Below are 16,886 nucleotides of genomic sequence, written 5' to 3'. Positions count from 1 at the left end.
TCAACTCCTGTGTTGAACATTGACGGCGGAGTGCTCCGACTCTGCCGTTTGATGGCCGCCCTGGAAAAACCGTTTGGCCTGGTACATCGCCGTGTCGGCGGCATTGAGTAAGGCGCCGGGTGTCGCGCCATGGTCGGGATAGATCGCGATACCGATGCTCAGTGAGGTCAGCACTTGGGCGTCGCCAGGTACAACGATGGGTAAATCCATGCTGGCGATGATCTTGTCGGCGATGCCTTGGGCATCCTCGACCGTGTGCAAGGGTGCCAGCAGGATGGCGAACTCATCACCGCCCAGACGCGCCACCAGGTCGTCTTCACGCAGCTGCGCACGCACGCGGTTGGCCACGGCGACGAGGACGGCATCGCCGGCGGCGTGGCCAAAGCTGTCGTTGATTTCTTTGAAACGGTCGCTGTCGAGGAACAGCACCGCCACTTTTTCGTCGAGCTTCGCGGCGCTGCGCAGGGCGCGGATCAGCCGGCCTTCGAAGAACGCGCGGTTGGGCAGGCCGGTGAGGCTGTCGTGATTGGCCTGGTGCGCCAGGGTTTCGTTTTCGCTTTGCAGGTGGTTTTGCCAGGCTTGCATTTCGCCCAGCAAGGCATTGAAGTCGCTGCCCAGGCTGTCGAGTTCGGCGATGCGCGCCGGCGGCACGCGGCGGTTAAAATCGCGCTCGCTGCGTGCGGCGTGGGCCACGGCGGCAAGGCTTTGCAGCGGCTCGGTGATGCCCCGCAGCAGGCGCCGCGCCAAGTGCAGGGCCACCCAGGCGCTGAGGGCGGTACACACCAGAATGCCGGCCAGGCCGCTGAGCAAAAAGCGCAACAGGCTGCCGCCGTGGCCGCTCAGGTGGATGCTGCCGATGGTACGCCCCTGGTGCAGTATCGGCTGGCTGATGGGCTGTTCGAGCAGGGTGTGCGCCAGCGCCAGTTCCAGCCGCGAGAGCATGCCGGTTTCCGGGCGTTCCCAGTTCGCCAGTGACTTGCCGTTGGCATCCAACACTTGGGCCTCGGCCACTTCCTCGGTAGACGCAATCAGGCTGAGCGCCTCGGTGGCAGCGGCGCGGTCGTTAAACACCACGGCGGCTTCCACGGTGTAGTTGATGGAGCGAGCGATCAGGTGCAGGTTGTGTTCGGCGTAGACCCTAAGCGCCAATACGCCGAGCAGGGTCAGCGACACACTGGCCAGGGTCACTGCCACCAGAGCCAGGATCAAGTGCCCTCGACCGATGACGGAACGCAGGGTCGGTCGCGCTTTCACGGCTGTCATGAACCGGGTGCCCGACGACGTGACAGTTGCAGCACACTGGGATGAATGCGCACGCCGCTGCGCGCCACCGAGTCGAGGTTAACCTCAAACGACACCTGCTCATCGCCCACTCGCAGGCAGAACAAACTGCCCACGGTGCATTGGTCGCCGCCTTCGCTGATGCTGAGCACCGGGTGGCCGATCAAGGAGGTAAACAGGCGGCTGCGTTCGTCATTGCTGAGCTTGCCGATGTACACCGCGTCACAGGCATTGACGATATCGGGATGGTCGGCCAACAAGCGCCGCACCTCCACCGGGCGCCCGGTGGCTTGGGTGGTGCCTTTGATCAGGTCATCGGTGTATTGGGTCGGGCCGACAATGCACAGGTGCAGTTGGGTGGGTTCTACCGGCCAGCGGGCATAGCTGAGAATACCGAGTACCACCTGGGTGACCGCCTGGGCGCGCTGGTCCGCTGCGCTGGGCGCCTCGGCAAACGCGCACGGTGCCAGCAGGCAGAGAATCGCCACCAACCACACGCGTCTCCAGCTCAAGCTACGGCCTATGGGCGAGACAGCCACGTTCATGCAGCGATTCTCTTTGGTCTTGTTGGGATGATGCCGCAACGATAGCACACGGCAGGAAAACCCCGTGAGGGTGCCACCTCGAAGGGTCCTGCTATTTTTTCAGAAAACACCTACAACTCAACCAGAAAGATTAAATAACCGTTCAGTCAGTTTTGTCTGCTTCCTGGCCCAGCTCCAGCATCAACCCACTCAAGCGCTTGACCTTGCGCCGTACGGCCTCCTCAAACACCCCGCCACGCGGTTCGATCAGGCTGAACCAGCGCTTGGCGCGGGTAATGCCGGTGTAGATCAGCTCCTTGGTCAATACCGGGTTCAAGGCGTCTGGCAGGATCAATGCCGTGTGAGTGAACTCCGAGCCCTGGGATTTGTGCACGGTCATGGCGTACACGGTTTCCACATCGTTAAGCCGGCTGGGCAGCACAAATCGCACGCCGCCCTGGCCGTCGTTACGTGGGAACGCCACGCGCAACACGTGGGGGCCGCCGTTGCTTTCGGGGAGTTTGAGGGCGATGCCGATGTCGCCGTTCATCAGGCCCAGGCCATAGTCATTACGGGTCATGAGTACCGGGCGGCCTTCATACCATTGCTCTTCGCCCTCGATCAGCCGAACTTTGCGCAAGGCCGCGGTGATGCGCAGGTTCAGCCCTTCCACGCCCCACGGGCCCTTGCGCACCGCGCAGAGCAGCTGAAACGCATCGAAGGCTTGCAACAATTGCTGCGCCCAGTGGGTCCAGGCGGCGTCTTCACGCGGGGTGTCGAGGGACGGACGGGCGCTGTGCAGCAGCTTGAGGTAATAGCGATAGCCCTCGGCACCCTCACCCTGCCCGTCCAAAACCAGACGTTCCAAGGCGTGGTCGTGCTCACCCTTAAGGCCTACGCAGAACAGGTCGCGGTGGCTGCGCGCGGCCAGCAGTTTGCGCGCCTCTTCGGCGTTCTGCTGGTTAACCCAGCGTGCCAGTTGGCCGATGCCGCTGCCTTCGCCGAAACGTCGCGAGTAACGCAGCATCACCACTTGCTGGGCCAGGGGATGGCTACCGTCGAGGTCTTCGCGCAGGCCGCCGGCGCTGAGGTCTTCGCCGCTGACGGTTTGCAGCCATTGGCGGGTCTGGGGGCTGTACCAGCCGGCTTCGGCGTCGCGGCACAAGTCGCCGAGTACGGCGCCGGCCTCCACCGAGGCGAGTTGGTCCTTGTCGCCCAACAGCACCAGGCGCGCATGGGGCGGCAACGCGTCCAACAGGTTGGCCATCATCTCCAGGTCGATCATCGAGGCTTCGTCCACCACCAGCACATCCAATGGCAATGGGTTGCCCAGGTGATGACGGAAGTGCCGGGTGCCGGGGCGACTGCCCAGTAAACGGTGAACAGTGGTGACTTGGGTCGGGATCTTTTCCTTCACGCTTTGCGGCACTTTCAGCGACAGCACTTGCTGGCTGATGGACTCGGTAAGGCGCGCGGCGGCTTTACCGGTGGGCGCGGCAAGACGGATGCGCAACGGGCTGCCGGCCTCGACGGCAGGCGCCTGCAACAAGGCGAGCAAGCGCACCACGGTGGTGGTCTTGCCGGTACCGGGGCCGCCGGTGACGATGCTGAAGGCACCTCGGGTAGCCAGGGCGCAGGCGAGCTTTTGCCAGTCGATCACGCCATCGGGCGCCGGCTGGTCAAACAGACCGTTGAGGCGTTCGGGCAAATCGGCGGCGACCGCTTCTTCGCTCGCCAGCCGCTGGCGTAGAGCGCTGTCGATGCGGCGCTCGTAGGCCCAGTAGCGGCGCAGGTACAAGCGTTTGCCGGACAGCACCAGCGGACGGCTTTGCGCGGCTTCGCTGGCGTCCAACGCCAGGGCGACCAGCGGGCTCGCGGCCAGGGCATGGCACCAATGGGCACCGTCGAGACCATCAAGCAATTGCGACGGCAGTAGCATGGCACCGGTTTGCAGGTCGCCTTCGGGCGGCAAGGACAAGGCGAAATCCGGCGCCTTGAGGGTTTCAAACAGGTCGAGGCACACGTGACCGTGGCCCAATTGATGGCTGGTCAAGGCCGCCGCCAGCAGCACCAAGGGGTCGGCCTGCGGGTCGAGTTCATGCAGGAAACCGACAAAGGCCTTGTCCAACGCCCGCAGCCAACCACGGTCAACCCATCGCTCAAGCAACTGCACCAGGTCGGCGGCGCGGCCCAGGGGCTCCAGCGCTTCAAGCGGTAACGGCGACAGGCTCATAACAACACTCCTTGTTCCCAGGCGGGCTCAACCTTGGGCGGGATGGGCTTGCCCTGGAACAACAGGTCCAGGCCTTCGATCAGTTCTCGTGGCGGCCGGGTGAAATACGCGCCCCGGCTCGCGGACTGGGTGCCGCGCAGAAACACATACAGCGCACCACCGACGTGACGGTCGTAGTCATAGTCCGGCAGACGAGCCTTCAGTTGGCGGTGCAGGGCCAGCAGGTAAAGCACGTATTGCAAGTCATACCGATGCTCAAGGATCGAACGCTCCATGGCATCGAGGGTGTAGGCCGAATCGTCTGGGCCGAGCCAGTTGGATTTGTAGTCGGCCACGTAATAGCGGCCGTCATGTTCGAAAGTCAGGTCGATAAAGCCCTTGAACATACCGTTGAGCAGCACCGGCTCGGCGGCTACCCGCGCGACACCGTTGTGGGTGTACTGGCACACCAGCTTATCGAGGGCGAGCACGTCGACTTTATGGCTGGCAAACCAGAACTCCATTTCGATCTGGTATTGCTGCAGGCTGCTGAGGGTAACGTGAGCGTTATCCACCGGCAGCGGCGTTTGCAGCAAATGGCCCAGCCAACCGCTGAGGGTGATGATCCAGCCTTCCCAGTTGCGGCGATTGCAACGGGCGCCTACGGCGTTTTCGATGGCCTGCGGTGACACGTTGAAGCCTTCTTCGCCGGCCCACTCCAGCAAGCCGTGGAGGAAGGTGCCGGGGTTGGGGCCGCGTGGGAAACGGTGTATGTCGCCGCCGGACACCGCCACTTCACGCGGTGCGTCGGGGTCGAGGCGTTCGTCATCGAACAGCTTTTGCGCTTGCGGGCTTTCTGGTGCCTCGAGATTGGCGACGCTCATGCTGTCGCCAATGCGCAAGGCGCTGTAGGACGCGATCCACCAGTTTTCGGCGGCCTTGCGCTTGGGCAATAACGGCGCGAGCAAGGTGGCCTGGTTGCGCGGTGGGTGAAACAGGCTTTCTTGCGCTTCGGGTACGTGGGCGTAGTGGATGGCCGGGCAGCCTTGCTGCAGGTCCAGCAGCCAACGCGCCAGGCCTGCCGATTCCGCCAACGAGGCCCCGCCGCCGAGCAAATAGCCCAGCGCCGACAGGTGCAATACCGAACTGGCGCTGTTGCCGCGCTTGAGGTCGGCAACGCCAAGCCAGCAGGCATGTTTGGCGCGCGTCAGGGCTACGTAGAACAGACGCAGGTCTTCGGCCAGACGCTCGTCATCGGCCTGGGCAATCAACTCGGCGGTTGGGCGCAGGCTGACCTGGGATTTACCGTGTTCGTCGTGGTAGTGCAGCGGCAATCGGCTGCCGTCTACCGGTTTGGCCGAACAAATGAACGGCAGGAACACCAAGTCGTACTCCAGGCCCTTGGATTTGTGGATGGTCACTACCTTGACCAGCTGCTCATCGCTTTCCAGCCGCAGGATCTGCTCTTCGCCGGCCTGGCCGGACGACGCCAGGTGTTCGGCCAGATGGCGGATCAGCGCCTGTTCGCCATCCAGCTCCGAAGCGGCCTGTTGCAGCAGTTCACTCAGGTGCAGCAGGTTGGTCAACACGCGCTCGCCGTCGCTGCGGGCGATCAGGGTTTGTGGCAGTTTGAAATCGTGGAGCAGGCGACGCAGCATCGGCAGCACGCCTTGGGTACGCCAGATCGCGCGATAGCCACGAAATTGCATCACACGGGTTTCCCACGCCAGTTCGTCCTGGTTCAGACGCTCCAGTTCCGGCAGGGAAAGGTTGAGCGTGACGCAGGCCAGCGCGGCGCGCAGCGGGCGCTCGACGTCGGGCTCTGCGCAGGCCTTGAGCCAGGCCAGCAGGTCGTGGGCTTCTTGGGCGGCGAACACCGAGTCCTTATCGGACAGGTACACGCTACGCACACCACGAGCAGCCAACTCGGCGCGCACGGCCTGGGCTTCTTTACCGTCGCGCACGAGGATGGCGATGTCTGACGGTAGTACGCCTTTGAAGCTGTCATCTGAGTGTAGGAAGCCGGCCGTGCCCTGCTGGCCGCCGTTGAGCAACGCGACAATCTGCGTGGCGCAGGCGCCGGCCAATTGCTGGCGGTACACCGCGTTGGATACGGGTTGGTCGGTAGGCAGGTGCCAGAGGTTCATCGCCGGCAGCGTTTGGCCATCGACCTGGAGTTTTTCCTTGCGTCCTTGGGACAGCACCGGCTGGAACGGCACCGGGTTATCACCATTGGGTTCACGGAACAAGAACGCACCGCGACCTGTTTCCGCGCGCTGGAATACATGGTTTACCGCCTCGACCATCGCATGGCTGGAGCGGAAGTTGGTGCCCAAGGTGTGGTGCCGTCCGGTGGTGGACTGCCGCGCACGCAAGTAGGTATAGATATCGGCACCACGGAAGGCGTAGATCGCCTGCTTGGGGTCGCCGATCAGGAACAAGCCGCTGTCGGGGTGGTTTTCTTCGATGCGGTAAATGCTGTCGAAGATGCTGTATTGCACGGGGTCGGTGTCTTGGAATTCATCGATCAGGGCTACCGGGAACTGCTCACGAATCACGTTAGCCAGGCGCTCGCCGCCGTCGGCTTGCAAGGCCGCGTTGAGGCGGATCAGCATGTCGTCGAAGCCCATTTCGGCGCGGCGGCGTTTTTCTTCTTCGAAGCGCTTGCTCACCCAGCCGGCGGCGTGTTGCAACACGGCGGCATCGGGGGTAGGCAGGGCGTCAAGGCTGGCTTTAAGGCTGGCCATGGCGTCAATGCCGGGATGCTGCGGTGGGTCGCCCTTCCAGGCTTCGGCTATACCGTCGGGGGTGAGCCGGGTAAAACCGGTGCCGATGTCCAGTTGTTCCAGGATGTCGTCTGCGGCCCAGGCGCTGATCTTCTCGAACCAGGGCTCAAAGTAGCGAGCTTGCATCTTGCGGCCGTCGACCGCTTTGGCGGCCACCGCTTGCAGGCAGATATCGCGTAGCTCAGCGGCCCATTGTTGCCAGGGAGCTTTGATGTTGATCAACGCTTCGCGGCGTTCTTGTAGGCAAGCGCTGATCAACTCGGCGGGTTCGCGGTTTTCATCTGTCGGCCGTTCGCTGCCGAACAGTGCGCGCACGCGTGGCATCAACGCAGCGGGGCCACCCCAGTTACTGCGCACCCAGTTGAGGGCGTCGTCGTGCATGGGGTAGCAGAACAACCGCCAGTAATCGCGCAGCACTTGGCCCAGCAGGTCGCTGTGGTCGGTCTCCAGGGTCTGGGTAAACAGGCTGCCGCTGTCGAACGCATGTTCGCGCAGCATGCGCTGGCACCAACTATGAATGGTCGAAACGGCGGCCTCGTCCATCCACTGCGCGGCAATGTCCAAGCGGTTGGCGCAGCCGGGCCATTGCTCGGGTGGGTATTCTTCGCGCAGCTCTGCGATCAGGGCATCGGGCTGATCGATTTCGTCGCGAAAAAACCGCGCGGCTTCAGCCAGGCGAATGCGGATACGTTCACGCAACTCTTTCGTTGCCGCATCCGTGAAGGTCACCACCAGGATTTGCGGCGGCAGCAGTTCGCGGCCAAAGCCGGACTCTTGACCGCCGTGGCCAAGCACCAGGCGCAGGTACAACGCGGAGATGGTGAAGGTTTTGCCGGTACCGGCGCTGGCTTCAATCAGTTGGCTGCCTTTTAGCGGGAAGGCCAGGGCCAAGGGTTTGTTGTTCATGTGCCGACCTCCTCGCCTGTAAGTGATCGCCAGGGAGCATTGAGCAGTGGGCGATAGAGGGTTTCGCACCAACCTTCGAATTCTTCATTCGCGATCAAGGCGCTGTAATCGGGGAATTGTCGGGTGAGCGCGGGGGTTTCGCGGCGCTCGCCGTCGGAGGTCAAGCCGTCGCCTTCGAAGGCTTTGCGCGCTGCGGCGTGGGCCTTGTCCGGGTCGGTTTGGCTGAGCCAGGCGAAGGCAGTTTTAACGGCTACCGCAAGTGGTTTTTGCATGCCGTAGCGCCAGGCCAGCAGCAGTTCGCCGAGGGTTTCCCGGGCGGCGGCTTTATCCAGCGGGGCCAGCAGCAAGGTGTCGTCGCTGGCCACCAGACCGGTGCTCAGCGGCAGACCGCAGGCACACGCCACCAGGTGATTGACCCACGGACGGATCAGGCGATGCCACTTGCGCGTTTTGACCGAGCCAATGCTGTTGGGGATGGTGGTGATGCTTAGCAACCCGCCATCACTGCGTCGATGCAGCCCACTGATCCAGCCCTCCAGCGCAATGCCTTGATGCTCGAAACTGATCGGTTCGGCACCGGGATGCGGGGTTGGCCAGAGGGCCAGTAATTGGTGGTAGCGCTGTAGCAGGTCGGGCAAAGGCTCGATCAGTTCGTTGCGCAGGCACTCGCCGAAACCGACCATGGGCAACAGACCGCTGCCTTGCAAACGCAAGGCCTGGGCGTTGAGGGCTTGGTCGAGCTGAGCCGGCTGTGACAGCGCGGCGTTCAACAGGCTGTCACTCAAGCTGTAGCGTTGCAATGCATCGAGGACGAAGGGTTCTTCATCAGCCAAAGGCACTTCGGCAGCTTCGAAAAACACCTTGAGGCGCTGGCTGAAGAAGTGTTTGACCGGGTTGCGCAGGAAGTCTTGTAGCTGGCCAAGGCTCAGCGGTTCCTCCTGGTGGTGCTGCGCCAGCTCATCTGCATTAACCACGGCGTCGGCCGTTTGGTGGAGCAATTGCCACTCGCGGGCATAACTGAACAGCGGGTCGTCTTCGTGGAAATAGCGGGCGCTGAAAGGTTGAAGAGGGTGTTCCTGGGTCATCGCCTCCACTAGGGGGGTTGCTTGTGCGTTATGCCAGCCGCTGGCGATATGATCGCGCAGTTGGCCGATCAGTACTGATGCGGGGCGCTCGCTATTGTCGCGGATGCTGCGGCCCACCCAACTGATATAGAGCTGATCGCGGGCGGACAGCAAGCCTTCGAGTAGCAGGTAGCGGTCGTCTTCGCGGCGTGAACGATCACCGGGGCGGTAGTCGCTGCCCATCAGGTCGAAATCCAGCGGCGGTTGCGCGCGAGGGTAGTCGCCGTCGTTCATGCCGAGCAGGCAAACGAGCTTGAACGGGATCGCTCGCATAGGCATCAGGGTACAAAAATTGACAGCACCGGCGAGGAAACGCTGGGACAAGCGGCCTTGATCGAGACCGGCCAGCCAGGCTTCGCGCACTACAGTGAGAGGTAATTGGTCCTGCAGGCCAACGGACTCGCAGGTTTCCAGCCACGTTTCCCGGAGTTGTTCGAGTTGGCCGAGCAGGTAGTCGTCGTGCTCGCTGCTGGGCAGGAAGAAAAGTTGCATCAATCGTCGTAGACGTTCGCCCCACTCTTGGGGCGCGGCCGGTTGGGAGAGCGTTTGATGCGCGTCATGCAATGCGTCGAGCAGAGCGACCAAGGGGCCAATCAACGCCGCGTCGAGGCCACCGATTTCATCGTAGGGTTCAATGCCGTTGCAAGCGGCACCGGTGCCGACGGCGTACCCCAACAGCATACGACGCAGGCCAAATCGCCAGCTGTTCTGCTCCAGGTCTACCGGCAGACCGAGGCCGGCACGTTGTTCGGCGTTGAGGCCCCAACGAATGCCGGCGCCTTCGATCCAGCGGTGCAGCGTGGGCAGGTCGCGCTCCTTGATGGCGAAACGTTCGCGCAGCGCGGGAACGTCGAGCAGGTCAAGAATTTCGCTGACGGGGAAGCGGCTGTCAGGGAGTTTGAGCAGGTGTTCAACGGCGATCAGCAGCGGGTCGCGGCCACGCTGGCCTTGATCGGTAAGGGTGAAGGGGATGAAGCGGGAGTCGCTTCTTTCCAACTGGCCGAACACGGCGCGAATATGCGGCGCGTAGCTGTCGACATCGGGGACCATGACGATGATGTCGCGGGGGCGCAGTGCCGGATCGTCGCTGAAGCGTTGAAGCAATTGGTCGTGGAGAATTTCCACTTCGCGTTGAGCGCTGTGGGCAATGTGGAAGCGGATTGACGTATCACGTTGCAGATCGACAGCAGCCCATCGCTCACGCGTCTCATTGAGTGGGCGTAGCTCGAGGATATCGTCCTGGAGTTGGTTAAGCAGTGTGGTGGGGACGCTGTCGCTGAACAGGTCGATGCGACCGTCGTGGAAGGCTGCGCGGTAACTGTTGGGGTCGTCATAACTGTCCAGCAGGCTGATGTAGTCGCGGCCTTGCTTGCCCCAGGCAGCGAGTAACGGGTGGGCGTGCTGGTGCAGGGTCTGTGAATCGAGCGTGAGCGGCATGCCAGCTTTGCGCGCTTGGCGTTTGTATTCGTTACGCAGTAGGTCTTTGTCGGCAACGATGTCGGACCAATGATGGCGACAAGGGTTGTGCACGCACAGCAGGACTTGGCTGAAACGGGCGAGTCCGGCAAGGGCTTCGAGCGCTTGGGCAGGCAGGGAAGAAATCCCGAAAACGATCACCCGCGAAGGCAGCCCATTAGGTGCTTGCGCAAGGGCATTGATGCGTTCGATGAAGCGCTGATGAACACCGACCCGGCTTTGGGCCATGCCCTCTGCCCCTACATCCAGTAGCAATGCGCGCCATAACTCAGCTTGCCAGCAGTTGGAGGGGTTGAGTGGCTTGGGTTCGCCTCGACCGTTGCGCAATTGGTGGCGACCGGCAGCCCAGTCTTCCAGCCAGTCGGCGCGGTAGACCTGATATTGGTCGAACAAGTCGGCCAGGCGCTCCGCCAGTTGGTAGCGTTTACGTAGATCCGTGTCGTGGGTCAAAAAGCGTTGTAATGGCTCGAAATGCGGTCGATCGATGAGTTCCGGAAGCAAGCGCATCAAGCGCCATGTGAGTGGAGCTTTATCGAGCAGAGACTTGGGGGGGATTTCGTCACGTCCCAAGACCATGCGATAGAGCTGCCACATGAAGCTGCCGGGAAGTTGCACGTCGATGGCGGCGGCGATGCCGCAGCCGCCCATATCGTCCTCTTGCGGGTCTTCCGCCAGGGCCAACTTGAGCCATTGAGCAATGCCGTTGCTTTGTACCAACGCGATTTCGTTTTCCAGGGGCGCCAGAGGGTAACGGCGCATCCAACTCACCACCAAGCTGCGCAGTTCGTCCAGGCGATTGCCGTGAACCACCATGAATCCAGCGCTGAGTGACGTCGCATCCGGCATAACGGCTTCCTTGGGAAAAGCTAAATCGAGGAAAGGACTTTAGCATTGAAGGTCGCTCTGATGAGCTTCTTGCACTTTCCGAGCGCCCAAAACAAAACCCCATCTGCTTTCGCAAATGGGGTTTTGGAATTTAATCTTGACGATGACCTACTCTCACATGGGGAAACCCCACACTACCATCGGCGATGCATCGTTTCACTACTGAGTTCGGGATGGGATCAGGTGGTTCCAATGCTCTATGGTCGTCAAGAAATTCGGGTACTGACTCGTGACCAAATGGCCTCGCTTCAGCAAATTGGGTATGTGACAGCAGTCGGTGTTTTGTGAGTTACAAACTTTCGGTTCGTTTCGTCTTCACACACCGCAATCTGATGCTCTTTCGAGTAGTCAAATTGCTTGGGTGTTATATGGTCAAGCCTCACGGGCAATTAGTATTGGTTAGCTCAACGCCTCACAGCGCTTACACACCCAACCTATCAACGTCGTAGTCTTCGACGGCCCTTCAGGGAACTCAAGGTTCCAGTGAGATCTCATCTTGAGGCTAGTTTCCCGCTTAGATGCTTTCAGCGGTTATCTATTCCGAACATAGCTACCCGGCAATGCCACTGGCGTGACAACCGGAACACCAGAGGTTCGTCCACTCCGGTCCTCTCGTACTAGGAGCAGCCCCTCTCAAATCTCAAACGTCCACGGCAGATAGGGACCGAACTGTCTCACGACGTTCTAAACCCAGCTCGCGTACCACTTTAAATGGCGAACAGCCATACCCTTGGGACCGGCTTCAGCCCCAGGATGTGATGAGCCGACATCGAGGTGCCAAACACCGCCGTCGATATGAACTCTTGGGCGGTATCAGCCTGTTATCCCCGGAGTACCTTTTATCCGTTGAGCGATGGCCCTTCCATACAGAACCACCGGATCACTAAGACCTACTTTCGTACCTGCTCGACGTGTCTGTCTCGCAGTCAAGCGCGCTTTTGCCTTTATACTCTACGACCGATTTCCGACCGGTCTGAGCGCACCTTCGTACTCCTCCGTTACTCTTTAGGAGGAGACCGCCCCAGTCAAACTACCCACCATACACTGTCCTCGATCCGGATAACGGACCTGAGTTAGAACCTCAAAGTTGCCAGGGTGGTATTTCAAGGTTGGCTCCACGCAGACTGGCGTCCACGCTTCAAAGCCTCCCACCTATCCTACACAAGCAAATTCAAAGTCCAGTGCAAAGCTATAGTAAAGGTTCACGGGGTCTTTCCGTCTAGCCGCGGATACACTGCATCTTCACAGCGATTTCAATTTCACTGAGTCTCGGGTGGAGACAGCGCCGCCATCGTTACGCCATTCGTGCAGGTCGGAACTTACCCGACAAGGAATTTCGCTACCTTAGGACCGTTATAGTTACGGCCGCCGTTTACCGGGGCTTCGATCAAGAGCTTCGCGTTAGCTAACCCCATCAATTAACCTTCCGGCACCGGGCAGGCGTCACACCCTATACGTCCACTTTCGTGTTTGCAGAGTGCTGTGTTTTTAATAAACAGTCGCAGCGGCCTGGTATCTTCGACCGGCATGGGCTTACGGAGCAAGTCCTTCACCCTCACCGGCGCACCTTCTCCCGAAGTTACGGTGCCATTTTGCCTAGTTCCTTCACCCGAGTTCTCTCAAGCGCCTTGGTATTCTCTACCCAACCACCTGTGTCGGTTTGGGGTACGGTTCCTGGTTACCTGAAGCTTAGAAGCTTTTCTTGGAAGCATGGCATCAACCACTTCGCTAACTGAAAGTTAGCTCGTCATCAGCTCTCGGCCTTAGAATCCCGGATTTACCTAAGATTCCAGCCTACCACCTTAAACTTGGACAACCAACGCCAAGCTGGCCTAGCCTTCTCCGTCCCTCCATCGCAATAACCAGAAGTACAGGAATATTAACCTGTTTTCCATCGACTACGCTTTTCAGCCTCGCCTTAGGGACCGACTAACCCTGCGTCGATTAACGTTGCGCAGGAAACCTTGGTCTTTCGGCGTGGGTGTTTTTCACACCCATTGTCGTTACTCATGTCAGCATTCGCACTTCTGATACCTCCAGCAAGCTTCTCAACTCACCTTCACAGGCTTACAGAACGCTCCTCTACCGCATCACTTACGTGATACCCGTAGCTTCGGTGTATGGTTTGAGCCCCGTTACATCTTCCGCGCAGGCCGACTCGACTAGTGAGCTATTACGCTTTCTTTAAAGGGTGGCTGCTTCTAAGCCAACCTCCTAGCTGTCTAAGCCTTCCCACATCGTTTCCCACTTAACCATAACTTTGGGACCTTAGCTGACGGTCTGGGTTGTTTCCCTTTTCACGACGGACGTTAGCACCCGCCGTGTGTCTCCCATGCTCGGCACTTGTAGGTATTCGGAGTTTGCATCGGTTTGGTAAGTCGGGATGACCCCCTAGCCGAAACAGTGCTCTACCCCCTACAGTGATACATGAGGCGCTACCTAAATAGCTTTCGAGGAGAACCAGCTATCTCCGAGCTTGATTAGCCTTTCACTCCGATCCACAGGTCATCCGCTAACTTTTCAACGGTAGTCGGTTCGGTCCTCCAGTTAGTGTTACCCAACCTTCAACCTGCCCATGGATAGATCGCCCGGTTTCGGGTCTATTCCCAGCGACTAGACGCCCTATTAAGACTCGCTTTCGCTACGCCTCCCCTATTCGGTTAAGCTCGCCACTGAAAATAAGTCGCTGACCCATTATACAAAAGGTACGCAGTCACCCAACAAAGTGGGCTCCCACTGCTTGTACGCATACGGTTTCAGGATCTATTTCACTCCCCTCTCCGGGGTTCTTTTCGCCTTTCCCTCACGGTACTAGTTCACTATCGGTCAGTCAGTAGTATTTAGCCTTGGAGGATGGTCCCCCCATATTCAGACAAAGTTTCTCGTGCTCCGTCCTACTCGATTTCATGACTAAGAGATTTTCGCGTACAGGGCTATCACCCACTATGGCCGCACTTTCCAGAGCGTTCCGCTAATCTCAAAGCCACTTAAGGGCTAGTCCCCGTTCGCTCGCCACTACTAAGGGAATCTCGGTTGATTTCTTTTCCTCAGGGTACTTAGATGTTTCAGTTCCCCTGGTTCGCCTCTTGCACCTATGTATTCAGTACAAGATAACCATCTTATGATGGCTGGGTTCCCCCATTCAGACATCTCCGGATCAAAGTCTGTTTGCCGACTCCCCGAAGCTTTTCGCAGGCTACCACGTCTTTCATCGCCTCTGACTGCCAAGGCATCCACCGTATGCGCTTCTTCACTTGACCATATAACCCCAAGCAATCTGGTTATACTGTGAAGACGACATTCGCCGAAAATCTGTAATCACTCACAAATTTTACCTTAGCCTGATCCGTTACCAGTGAAAGTAACGTTCAGTCTATCTTTCTATCACATACCCAAATTTTTAAAGAACGATCTAATCAAAGACTAGAAATCAACATTCACCATCGCCAGGATGGAATGCTCATTTCTAAGCTTTCATACGTCAGAAGCAGTAGTGGTGGAGCCAAACGGGATCGAACCGTTGACCTCCTGCGTGCAAGGCAGGCGCTCTCCCAGCTGAGCTATGGCCCCATATTTCTACAGGCGTTTCCCACACAAAATTGGTGGGTCTGGGCAGATTCGAACTGCCGACCTCACCCTTATCAGGGGTGCGCTCTAACCAACTGAGCTACAGACCCAATTTCGGGCTGCTTCTTATCGTCTTCTTCAATGAATCAAGCAATTCGTGTGGGAACTTATGGAGCAGCTGATGTCGTCGATTAAGGAGGTGATCCAGCCGCAGGTTCCCCTACGGCTACCTTGTTACGACTTCACCCCAGTCATGAATCACACCGTGGTAACCGTCCTCCCGAAGGTTAGACTAGCTACTTCTGGTGCAACCCACTCCCATGGTGTGACGGGCGGTGTGTACAAGGCCCGGGAACGTATTCACCGCGACATTCTGATTCGCGATTACTAGCGATTCCGACTTCACGCAGTCGAGTTGCAGACTGCGATCCGGACTACGATCGGTTTTATGGGATTAGCTCCACCTCGCGGCTTGGCAACCCTCTGTACCGACCATTGTAGCACGTGTGTAGCCCAGGCCGTAAGGGCCATGATGACTTGACGTCATCCCCACCTTCCTCCGGTTTGTCACCGGCAGTCTCCTTAGAGTGCCCACCATGACGTGCTGGTAACTAAGGACAAGGGTTGCGCTCGTTACGGGACTTAACCCAACATCTCACGACACGAGCTGACGACAGCCATGCAGCACCTGTCTCAATGTTCCCGAAGGCACCAATCTATCTCTAGAAAGTTCATTGGATGTCAAGGCCTGGTAAGGTTCTTCGCGTTGCTTCGAATTAAACCACATGCTCCACCGCTTGTGCGGGCCCCCGTCAATTCATTTGAGTTTTAACCTTGCGGCCGTACTCCCCAGGCGGTCAACTTAATGCGTTAGCTGCGCCACTAAGAGCTCAAGGCTCCCAACGGCTAGTTGACATCGTTTACGGCGTGGACTACCAGGGTATCTAATCCTGTTTGCTCCCCACGCTTTCGCACCTCAGTGTCAGTATCAGTCCAGGTGGTCGCCTTCGCCACTGGTGTTCCTTCCTATATCTACGCATTTCACCGCTACACAGGAAATTCCACCACCCTCTACCATACTCTAGTCAGTCAGTTTTGAATGCAGTTCCCAGGTTGAGCCCGGGGATTTCACATCCAACTTAACAAACCACCTACGCGCGCTTTACGCCCAGTAATTCCGATTAACGCTTGCACCCTCTGTATTACCGCGGCTGCTGGCACAGAGTTAGCCGGTGCTTATTCTGTCGGTAACGTCAAAACAATCACGTATTAGGTAACTGCCCTTCCTCCCAACTTAAAGTGCTTTACAATCCGAAGACCTTCTTCACACACGCGGCATGGCTGGATCAGGCTTTCGCCCATTGTCCAATATTCCCCACTGCTGCCTCCCGTAGGAGTCTGGACCGTGTCTCAGTTCCAGTGTGACTGATCATCCTCTCAGACCAGTTACGGATCGTCGCCTTGGTGAGCCATTACCTCACCAACTAGCTAATCCGACCTAGGCTCATCTGATAGCGCAAGGCCCGAAGGTCCCCTGCTTTCTCCCGTAGGACGTATGCGGTATTAGCGTCCGTTTCCGAACGTTATCCCCCACTACCAGGCAGATTCCTAGGCATTACTCACCCGTCCGCCGCTCTCAAGAGAAGCAAGCTTCTCTCTACCGCTCGACTTGCATGTGTTAGGCCTGCCGCCAGCGTTCAATCTGAGCCATGATCAAACTCTTCAGTTCAAACATCTTTGGGTTTTTAAGAAACCCTAAACTTGGCTCAGCAATCGTTGGTTACATCTTTGATTTCTCGCGGAGTAACTTGTGATGCTGATAATCTTGTTGACTATCAGTCTGACTCCACAAGCACCCACACGAATTGCTTGATTCAGTTGTTAAAGAGCGGTTGGTTAAGAGCTTTCGTCTCAACCGAGGCGCGCATTCTACAGCAGCCTCATTTGCTGTCAAGCGGTTATTTTCAGAAGCTTTCGAAGATTTCCTCAACAACTTCAACCACTTGCGCTTCCGATCTCTCGTCAGCGGGAGGCGAATTCTACAGCGTTACACGCTGCTGTCAACACCTCTTTTTCAACTTCCTTTTGGCTTCGATGAACTGAAGCAACTTGCTGCCGAAAACTG

The 16,886-nt window shown here is 58.6% G+C and carries 5 protein-coding genes, 2 tRNA genes and 3 rRNA genes; all 10 read right to left on the bottom strand.

The genetic code is table 11. The features are described 5' to 3' along the window. Positions 1-1,263, bottom strand: a complete 1,263-nt coding sequence (locus AB4O23_RS08560; RefSeq protein ID WP_017530722.1) for a diguanylate cyclase domain-containing protein — start codon at positions 1,261-1,263, stop codon at positions 1-3. Continuing rightward, on the bottom strand, positions 1,260-1,826 hold the full coding sequence (locus tag AB4O23_RS08555; protein ID WP_017530723.1) for a YfiR family protein: 567 nt from the start codon (positions 1,824-1,826) through the stop codon (positions 1,260-1,262). Before AB4O23_RS08555 ends, AB4O23_RS08560 begins: the two co-directional genes overlap by 4 nt. Before the next feature lie 142 nt (positions 1,827-1,968). Further along, complete coding sequence (gene recD / locus AB4O23_RS08550; RefSeq protein WP_223496612.1) at positions 1,969-4,038, bottom strand: exodeoxyribonuclease V subunit alpha; 2,070 nt, start codon at positions 4,036-4,038, stop codon at positions 1,969-1,971. Continuing rightward, entirely contained in the window at positions 4,035-7,709 is a 3,675-nt protein-coding gene (gene recB, locus AB4O23_RS08545) for an exodeoxyribonuclease V subunit beta (RefSeq protein WP_267864544.1), read from the bottom strand. The genes recD and recB overlap by 4 nt, the downstream gene beginning before the upstream one ends. Further along, on the bottom strand, positions 7,706-11,155 hold the full coding sequence (gene recC, locus AB4O23_RS08540) for an exodeoxyribonuclease V subunit gamma (RefSeq protein WP_460085050.1): 3,450 nt from the start codon (positions 11,153-11,155) through the stop codon (positions 7,706-7,708). The genes recB and recC overlap by 4 nt, the downstream gene beginning before the upstream one ends. 134 nt (positions 11,156-11,289) lie before the next feature. Beyond that, positions 11,290-11,405 (bottom strand): 5S ribosomal RNA (gene rrf / locus AB4O23_RS08535). Between the two features lie 157 nt (positions 11,406-11,562). Next, a 23S ribosomal RNA gene (locus AB4O23_RS08530) occupies positions 11,563-14,454 on the bottom strand. A gap of 234 nt (positions 14,455-14,688) precedes the next feature. Continuing rightward, positions 14,689-14,764: transfer RNA gene (locus AB4O23_RS08525), tRNA-Ala, on the bottom strand. A gap of 30 nt (positions 14,765-14,794) precedes the next feature. Further along, a tRNA-Ile gene (locus AB4O23_RS08520) sits at positions 14,795-14,871 on the bottom strand. Positions 14,872-14,953: 82 nt separating this feature from the next. Beyond that, positions 14,954-16,490 (bottom strand): 16S ribosomal RNA (locus AB4O23_RS08515). Together the 16S, 23S and 5S rRNA genes with 2 tRNA genes alongside form the textbook arrangement of a ribosomal RNA operon. Between the last annotated feature and the right edge of the window lie 396 nt (positions 16,491-16,886).

Source organism: Pseudomonas sp. H2_A10, from assembly GCF_054680085.1.
The sequence above is the reverse complement of the archived record's forward strand: the minus strand, read 5'-3'. Positions and strand labels throughout refer to the sequence as shown.